Source organism: Flavobacterium sp., assembly GCF_028712645.1.
Taxonomy (GTDB): domain Bacteria; phylum Bacteroidota; class Bacteroidia; order Flavobacteriales; family Flavobacteriaceae; genus Flavobacterium.
Genome location: NZ_JAQTPQ010000135.1, coordinates 1 through 9,627, shown reverse-complemented (window position 1 = coordinate 9,627; position 9,627 = coordinate 1). Strand labels below are relative to the sequence as shown.

At 31.7% G+C, this 9,627-nt stretch carries 6 protein-coding genes; all 6 read left to right on the top strand.

Features of this window, described 5'->3' with window-relative positions; genetic code table 11:
- A partial coding sequence (locus PHC28_RS11195; protein WP_367278022.1) for a helix-hairpin-helix domain-containing protein occupies positions 1–971 on the top strand: 971 nt, incomplete at its 5' end.
- Positions 968–3,169: a patatin-like phospholipase family protein gene (locus PHC28_RS11190; RefSeq protein ID WP_300100162.1), complete on the top strand. Its 2,202-nt coding sequence runs from the start codon at positions 968–970 to the stop codon at positions 3,167–3,169. The genes PHC28_RS11195 and PHC28_RS11190, both read left to right, overlap by 4 nt.
- 352 nt (positions 3,170–3,521) lie before the next feature.
- The gene (locus PHC28_RS11185; RefSeq protein WP_300100159.1) at positions 3,522–4,298 is read left to right on the top strand and encodes a DUF3108 domain-containing protein; all 777 of its coding nucleotides are present in this window, start codon (positions 3,522–3,524) and stop codon (positions 4,296–4,298) included.
- A gap of 134 nt (positions 4,299–4,432) precedes the next feature.
- Positions 4,433–5,650 carry a peptidoglycan DD-metalloendopeptidase family protein gene (locus tag PHC28_RS11180; RefSeq protein WP_300100156.1) on the top strand — a complete coding sequence of 406 codons (1,218 nt, stop codon included), beginning with the start codon at positions 4,433–4,435 and terminating at the stop codon, positions 5,648–5,650.
- A 91-nt stretch (positions 5,651–5,741) separates the two neighbouring features.
- On the top strand, positions 5,742–7,385 hold the full coding sequence (pgi, locus tag PHC28_RS11175) for a glucose-6-phosphate isomerase (RefSeq protein WP_300100153.1): 1,644 nt from the start codon (positions 5,742–5,744) through the stop codon (positions 7,383–7,385).
- A gap of 335 nt (positions 7,386–7,720) precedes the next feature.
- A partial coding sequence (locus PHC28_RS11170) for a TonB-dependent receptor (RefSeq protein ID WP_300100151.1) occupies positions 7,721–9,627 on the top strand: 1,907 nt, incomplete at its 3' end.

The following is a 9,627-nucleotide window of genomic DNA, read 5'->3' as shown; positions in this document are numbered from 1 at the left end:
CGATTATTCGTTCGCACACAATGGAAATCAAGAAGAAACTCGACGAGACCGATGAAGAATTATTGGAATTAGCAATTATAGAACTTCGGGAACGCTTTCAATTATTGTCCAAAGAAATAATAGTTCCTTTTGAGGTTGAAGTTGGCGAAAATATTAAAGTCACCATTCCGCAATTGGGTGATAAAAAACAAATTTTGGATTTCTCGATTCGAAATGCTAAATTTTACAGAATCGAACAATTGAAACAACTGCAAATTGTAGATCCTGATCGTCACGCCAATCGAATTATGGCGCAAATGCAAAAGGATTTGCGATTGCCAGTCGAGCCACGACACATCGAATGTTTTGACAATTCGAATATACAAGGAACTAATCCCGTGGCGGCTTGCGTGGTTTTTAAAGACGGAAAACCCAGCAAAAAAGATTACCGACATTTCAATATAAAAACCGTCGAAGGACCGGATGATTTTGCTTCGATGACTGAAGTGGTTTATAGAAGATACAAACGGTTGTTGGACGAAAACGAACCATTGCCACAACTCATTATTATTGATGGTGGAAAAGGACAATTATCTTCGGCATTAAAAAGTATTGATGAATTGGGATTAAGAGGGAAAATTACAATCATTGGCATTGCCAAAAGACTCGAAGAACTTTTTTATCCTGGCGATTCCATCCCGTTGTATTTGGATAAAAAATCGGAGACCTTGAAAGTCATTCAGCAATTACGAAACGAAGCGCACCGTTTTGGGATTACTTTTCATCGGGATAAAAGAAGTAAATCAGCCCTCAATTCTTCGATTGAAAGTATTCCAGGAATTGGCGAAAAAACGATGTTAACGTTAATTCAACGTTTCAAAAGTGTTAAAAGATTGAAATTAGCTACAGAAAAAGAAATTTCTGATGTTATAGGTTTGTCAAAAGCCAAAAAAATTACCGACTTTTACAAAACCAATAACGAGTCAATATGAAAAAGGTTGTCCTATTAATTTTTCTGTCTTTTACTTTCCTCTCGTCTTTTTCACAAGACACTATCAAAAGGCCAAAAATTGGACTGGTTCTTAGTGGTGGAGGTGCGAAGGGATTTGCACATATTGGCGTTTTGAAAGTTTTGGAACAAGCAGGAATCAAGATTGATTACATTGGAGGAACAAGTATGGGTTCAGTTATTGGAGGACTATATGCGATGGGATATAGTGCAACCCAAATTGATTCTGTTTTTAGAAAAACAAATTTTGACGAATTACTTCAAGATTTTACTCCTCGATCCTCTAAAAACTTCTACGAAAAAAGGAATGATGAGCTTTATGCAGTTGTTTTGCCTTTCAATAATTTCAAAGTTGGCATTCCAGAAGCACTTTCGAAAGGAATATATAATTACAATTTACTAACTTCTCTTACTAGAAATGTGAGACACATAAGAGATTTTAACCAATTAAAAATTCCCTTTTTATGCATTGGAACAAATATAGAAACTGGTGAACAAATTATTTTAAACAAAGGCAATTTAGCCCATTCGATGATTGCGAGTTCAGCATTTCCATCCTTGTTTTCTCCTGTAGAAATTGATGGAAAATTAATTGTAGATGGAGGAGTTGTCAATAATTATCCTATTGAAGAAATAAGAAAATTAGGTGCTGATATTATTATTGGTGTGGATGTTCAAGACGGTTTATTAGACAGAAAAGAACTTACCGAAGCTACAAAGATTTTAGGACAAATTTCGGCTATTCAGACGATAGAGAAAATGAAGTCGAAAATAAAAGATACCGATATTTATATAAAACCAGATATTAAAGACTACGGAATCATATCCTTTAACGAAGGAACTGAAATTATTAGAAAAGGAGAGGAAGCTGCTTTTGCAGTGTATGAACAGCTAGAAAAATACGGAAACAAAAAAGATTTTGTAAAAAACAACCTAAAACCAGAAGTGGACAGCATTCAAATCAATAAGATTATAATAAATAAATTGAAAAACTACACTTCTTTGTATATAAAAGGAAAATTGCCTTTTAAAGAAGGTGAAAATATCAGCTACGCCAACTTAAAAAAAGGAATAGACAATCTTAATGCTACCCAAAATTTTAGCGCCATAAACTATTCATTAGAAGATAATAATTCGAAAGATGATTTAATATTAACCTTGACAGAAAACCCAATTAAAACATTTTTGAAATTTGGAATTCATTATGATGACTTGTTTAAAAGTGGAGTTTTAGTAAATTTAACCCAGAAAAAAATATTTTTTAAAAATGACGTCACTTCCCTAGACATAGTTCTTGGCGATAATTTTAGATATAATTTAGATTATTATATTGATAATGGATTTTATTTAAGTTTTGGTTTTAAATCACAATTTAATAAATTTAATAAAAATATAACCAAAGAAATAGCAGGATCAACCTTGGATGGCTATAATATAAACTCCATTAATGTAGATTTTTCCGACTTAACAAACCAGGTTTATTTCCAAACCTTGTTTGCACAAAAATTTCTATTAGGCACTGGCATTGAACTTAAATTATTAGACATCAGGTCAGAAACACTTACAAACATAGCTCCGATTATTGATAAAAGTAATTATGTTAGTGTTTTTGGATATGTAAAATACGATTCTTTTGACAATAAATATTTTCCAAAAAAAGGGTGGTATTTCAATGGAGACATTCAGACTTATTTATTTTCTTCAAATTTCACGAAACAATTTTCTCCTTTTTCTATTGCAAAAGCAGATCTTGGAGTTGCGGCAACTATCTTCAAAAAAACAACTTTTAAGATTCAGGCCGAAGGCGGATTTACTTTTGGCAAACAAAGTGTATCCTTTTTTGATTTTGTCTTAGGTGGATATGGTTATAACCCCATTGATAATCTAAAACATTTTTATGGCTATGACTTTTTGAGTTTGGCTGCAAACAGTTATTTAAAATCTTCAGCTACTATAGATTGCGAAATTTTTAAAAAAAATCATTTGAATTTTACTGCAAATTATGCCAATATAGAGGATAATCTTTTCCAAAACTTGGATTGGCTTTCACTTCCAAAATACTCTGGTTATGCTTTAGGCTATGGAATGGAAACGATTGTTGGACCAATAGAAATTAAACATTCGTGGTCTCCTGAAAATAAAAAAGGATTTACCTGGTTCAGTCTTGGATTTTGGTTTTAATCTATAAAACTTTAACACTTATTGTTTTTATAAAAACAAAAAAAAATGCGAGTAATACCGTAAAAATACCTTTTTTTTATAGTATGTGAAAAAATAAACTAAAAACGATAGGAGCACGTGCAAATGTTGTGTTAAACTTTATTTTTTACAAAAAAACAAAAACGTAGTTAACTACCTTTGCCCTCGAAAACCCAGAAGGGGTGGTTTCCTTCTTAATTTCTATAAATTTTAATAATTTATAATTTTTTGGTTAGTTAATAGCATAAAAACTCAGTCTTTATTTGACTGAGTTTTTTTGTTTTAATACATTTGGAACAAAATTTGCACTCTGAGTGAATAAATAGCTAAAAAAATGAAAAAAATAATTCTACTCTTACTATTTGTTTCTGTTGTAAGTTTTGATACTCAAAAAGGAGATGCCTTTGATGTAGGAGAATGGTTTAAATTCCGAATCCACTATGGATTTATAAATGCGGGTTACGCAACTCTAGAAGTCAAAGAAGCTTCTATAAACAACAGAAAGGTTTTTCACGTTATTGGCAGAGGGTACACAACAGGTATGTCTAGGTTTTTTTTCAAAGTAGAAGATACTTACGAAAGTTATATCGACAAAGAAACCAGAAATCCTTATCAATATGTTAGAAAAATTGATGAAGGAGGATATACCAAAAATCAAGAAGGTTTTTTTAATCAAAAGGAAAATAAAATAATTGTAAAAGATTATAAAAACAAAACTGAAAAAACTCTTGACATCCCAAAAAACACGCAAGACATTATGTCATCTTTCTATTATTTGCGAAATTATCCAAATATTGACAAAATAAAACAGGGAGAATTTGTGGCAATTGATATGTTTTTTGATGATGAAACCACAAAATTTAAGTTAAAATTCATAGGTCGTGAAGATATTACAACTAAATTTGGAGTTATTTCGACAATGATTTTTAGACCATTAGTACAATCTGGACGAGTTTTTAAAGAACAAGAAAGTTTAACCGTTTGGGTTTCAGACGATGACAACAGATTACCAGTTCGAATAAAAGCGAGCCTAGCTGTTGGATCTATCAAGGCTGACTTAGACAGTTTTAAAGGACTAAAGAATCCGTTTAAAATAAAAAATGTTGAATAATAATATTCACTTTGAACAGTTTTTAATAATAGAGAGTGATTAAAAATCAAAAACTGACACTAATTTTTCTTAAATATAACTTTTAAAATAAGTTCCGATTTATAAAAATAATTTAATTGCATAAAACATACTTTTTGAAAAAAATACATCTTCTTATAATCCTTTTATTTTCTCTGTTTTCTTGTAAACAATCTGATTCTGTGAGCATAATTCCAGATGAAAAAATCCCTGCTGAAATAGAACAATTTGGATTCAAAACTAGCGATTTTAATATTTTGAATGATACCATTAGAAAAGGAGACACTTTTGGCAGTATTATTGAAAATCAAAATCTTGGAGATAAAAAAGTCTATGACATTATTGAAAAAGCTAGAGATAGTTTCAATGTAAGAACCGTAAGAATAGGAAAAGCATTTACTTTTTTGAGATCAAAAGACCGATACAAAAAATTAGAAGTAGTGGTATATCAACCTGATAAGTCTAGTTATTACGTTATTGATTTAAGGGATTCCGTCTTGGTTTATAAAAAAATTAGACCTCTCACTTTTAAACAAAGAACAATTGCAGGAAAATTAGACGGTTCCTTATCAGAAGCATTGAGTAAACAAGGAGTTGATGCCGCTTTGGCAAATAAATTAACAAAAGTGTATGCTTGGTCGATAGACTTTTTCAAATTGCAAAAAGGAGATAAATTTGGTGTAACTTTTACAGAAAGATTCATAGATGACACTATTTATGATGGAGTTGACAGCTTAAAAGCAGCCTTTTTCGAGTATAGAGGAAAATTAATTTACGCCTTTCCGTTTGCACAAAACCAAAATTCGGGTAAACTAGATTATTATGACGACCAAGGAAAAGCACTTAAAAATTTCTTCCTCAAAGCACCACTTAAATTTGTAAATATTACTTCCCATTATACTCAAAATAGATTTCACCCAGTACAACATATTTGGAAAGCACACAAAGGAACCGATTATGCTGCTCCAACGGGAACACCAATTATGACAACTGCAGCTGGTATTGTAGAGCAAACTGGTTACACAGCTGGTAACGGAAATTTCGTGAAAGTAAAACACGACAAAACATACTCAACTCAATATTTACACATGTCAAAAATATTGGTTCGAAAAGGGCAAAGAGTAAGTCAAGGAGCAATAATAGGGAAAGTAGGTAGCACAGGTCTTGCAACAGGACCGCATGTGTGTTACCGATTTTGGAAAAACGGAGTTCAAGTAGATGCTTTAAAACTTAAATTACCTAATTCTCAACCTATGGACAAGAAAAACTTACCTCGATTTATGACTCAAATGAAACCTTTGAAGCGAGAATTAGATAGCGTTGCAAATTTATAGTCCAAAAAAGTAACTGTTATTTACAAACTAAAAGTGTAAATTTACGTCCGAAAAGTAAAAAAATATTCAAAATATAAGAATCTATAATATAATGGCTCTAGAAAATATAAATCCCACAACTTCTAAATCTTGGTCAAAACTTCAAAATCATTTTCAGGAGATGCAAAATGCTTCAATGAAGGAAATGTTCCATAAAGACAATACAAGAACAGCACAATTTCATTTACAATGGAATGATTTTGTGGTTGATTATTCAAAAAATATCATCAATAAAGAAACGATGAGTTTATTGCTTGAATTGGCAAATGAATCACAATTAAAAGATGCAATTTCAAAATATTTTAGCGGAGACATCATCAATCAAACTGAAAATCGTGCCGTATTGCATACCGCTTTACGTGCTCCCGAAACTTCTATTATCAAAGTGGATGGAGAAAATGTTATTCCGGAAATATTCGAAGTTAAAAATAAGATAAAGAACTTCACAAATGAAGTAATAAACGGAGTAAGAAAAGGATTTACCGGAAAATCATTTACAGATGTTGTGAATATCGGAATTGGTGGTTCAGACCTTGGTCCTGCAATGGCTGTTGAAGCTTTACAGTTTTATAAAAATCATTTAAATCTTCATTTTGTTTCGAATGTGGATGGCGATCACGTAAACGAAATTATTAAAAAATTAAATCCAGAAACTACCCTTTTTGTAATTGTTTCCAAAACATTTACCACACAAGAAACTTTAACTAATTCTGAAACTATTAGAGAATGGTTTTTGAAATCGGCTTCACAAGAAGACGTGGCCAAACATTTTGTGGCGGTTTCAACCAATATTAAAAAAGTAACTGAATTTGGAATCAATCCCGATACTATTTTCCCAATGTGGGATTGGGTTGGCGGACGTTTTTCACTTTGGAGTGCCGTTGGACTTTCAATAAGTTTGGCTGTTGGTTATGATAATTTTGATGAACTATTATCTGGGGCTAACGAAATGGACAACCATTTCAAAACGGAATCTTTTGAAAAAAACATTCCAGTAGTTCTAGCTTTATTAAGTGTTTGGTATAATAATTTTTTCGGATCTGAAAGTGAAGCATTGATTCCTTACACTCAATATTTACAAAAATTGGCGCCTTATTTACAACAAGGAACAATGGAAAGCAATGGAAAAAGTGTTGATCGTGATGGAAAACCAGTTAATTATCAAACGGGAACAATAATTTGGGGAGAACCAGGAACGAATTCGCAACACGCCTTTTTTCAGCTAATTCATCAAGGAACCAAATTGATTCCAACTGATTTCATTGGATTTGTAAAACCATTATATGGAAATGATGATCATCACGATAAATTAATGTCGAACTTTTTTGCCCAAACCGAAGCCTTATTAAACGGTAAAACAAAAGAACAAGTTCAAGCCGAATTTGACAAACAAGGACTTGCTGCAGAAAAAGCTAAATTCCTTTTGCCCTTTAAAGTTTTCAGTGGAAACAAGCCTACAAACACTATCCTGATACAAAAATTGACTCCAAAAACTTTAGGTTCTTTGATTGCTTTATATGAACACAAGATTTTTGTGCAGGGAATTATCTGGGATATTTTTAGTTATGACCAGTGGGGAGTTGAGCTTGGCAAACAATTAGCAAATTCAATTCTTGAAGAAATACATTCTAAAACAGTTAATCAACACGATAGTTCAACCGAGTTTTTGTTGAATCACTTTTTGAAAAACAAATAAATAGCACTTCCTAACTTCGATTATAAAAACACCAGTACACTTAACCTTTAATTTTTTGTTTTTAAATGTTTTTTGTGTAGTGGTTTATTCCTGATATGTTTTCAATACTATAATTTGCTATTAGTAATTATTTATCAACCATAGCATTATCTGTCTAAATCTTATAATTAATTGGTAACCAGATAAATAGTCCTTTTTTTTATTAACAAATAGCCTTAAAAAAGTGATATTTTATTAACATCGCTTTAACAAATTGCTTTTTATTAACATTTCCTTAACATTATTATTAATAAAATGTTAGAATTTTGCCGAAAACTAATAAACTAAAAAAAAAAATGAAAACAATTAAAAATTGGTTACTTTCTGGGTTACTATTTATGGTAGCTTCGACGGTGTTTTCTCAAGGAAAAATCACAGGAAAAATTACCGATGGTCAAAACTCTTTGCCTGGAACAAATGTTTCTATAAAAGGGACAAAAGCTGGTGCAACAGCAGATTTTGATGGTAAATTTACAATCAATTCTGAGGCAAAAGCTGGAGAAGTGGTTCTTTCTTTTATAGGTTATGAAGCTAAAACTATTAAGTTTAATGTTTCGAATGGTTCAACTATTGATTTAGGAACAATTATTTTAACTGCTAATTCAAATGAATTAGATGAAATTGTAATAACTTCAGGAGTTGTAGATATTGCAAAAGACAGAAAAACACCTGTTGCGGTTTCAACAATTAAAGCAGCCGAAATTCAAGAAAAATTAGGCACACAGGAATTTCCTGAAATTTTAGCAAATACACCTTCTGTATATGTAACAAAACAAGGGGGAGGTTTTGGAGATTCAAGAATCAACATTCGTGGTTTTGATCAAAGAAACGTAGCGGTTATGATCAATGGTGTTCCAGTAAACGATATGGAAAATGGCGCTGTATATTGGAGCAACTGGGCTGGATTATCTGACGTAACATCTGCTATGCAAGTTCAAAGAGGTTTGGGTTCTTCTAAACTAGCCATTTCTTCTGTAGGAGGAACTATCAATGTTGTAACAAGAACTTCTGAAATGAAACAGGGAGGATCAGTTTCAACTGGTTTTGGAAATGACAATTACTTAAAAACTCAAGCGTCTTACAATACAGGAATTATGAAAAATGGTTTTTCTGCTTCTGTTTTGTTAAGCTCTACAACTGGAGATGGATATGCTGACGGAACTAAATTTGAAGGGAAAAATTATTTTATTGCTTTTGGATACAAACCAAATGCCAAACATGATATTCAATTTACTTTTACAGGTGCGCCACAATGGCACAATCAAAGAAGCTTTGCAAATCCATTGTCAGATTATATAAAATACGGTAGTAATGGAGAACCAAACATCAAATACAGCTCTGACTGGGGATACAAAAATGGACAAGAATATGCTTGGACAAGAAATTTCTATCACAAACCTGTAATGTCTCTTAACTGGGATTATAAAATCAGTGAAAAAACTAAATTATCATCTGTGTTTTATGGCTCATGGGGTCGTGGTGGAGGAACTGGAAATATTGGGAAAAGTCCTTTTGCATATAAATCAACAGATGGTTTAGTACTTTTTGATGAATTTGTTAAATACAATACCGGACAAGCAAATACTATTGGAGCTCCACTTTCTCCGAATGGAAATGGAGACTATGTTACTAATAGATCAACTGGGTTTACAAGAAGAGCTTCTATGAATTCTCATGATTGGTATGGTGCAGTTATCGATTTAAACACAAAATTAAGTGATAAATTGGTGCTTGATTTTGGTATCGATGCAAGAACTTATGTTGGGTATCACTATAGAATGATTAATGATAGATTAGGAGCTGATGCTTATTTTGACAATAAAGACATCAATAATCCAAATAGAACTTTATTGCAAACTTATTCAGCTTCACCTAGCTTGAATCCTTGGACGAACATTAAAGACCAAGAAAAAATTGAATATAATAACAATGGTTATGTAAAATGGATGGGGGCCTTTACTCAACTTGAATATTCAACTGAAAGACTTTCTGCATTTTTCCAAGGTGCAGTATCTCAACAAGGGTTTCAAAGAGAAGATACTTTCTTATATTTAACAAATGATCCTCTTTATAAAACTAATTTTAAAAATATTTTAGGTGGAAATGTAAAAGGTGGTTTGAACTACAATTTCAATGAAAACCATAATGTGTTTTTTAACTCTGGATATTATTCAAAACAACCTGTATTCAACTCTGTTTATCC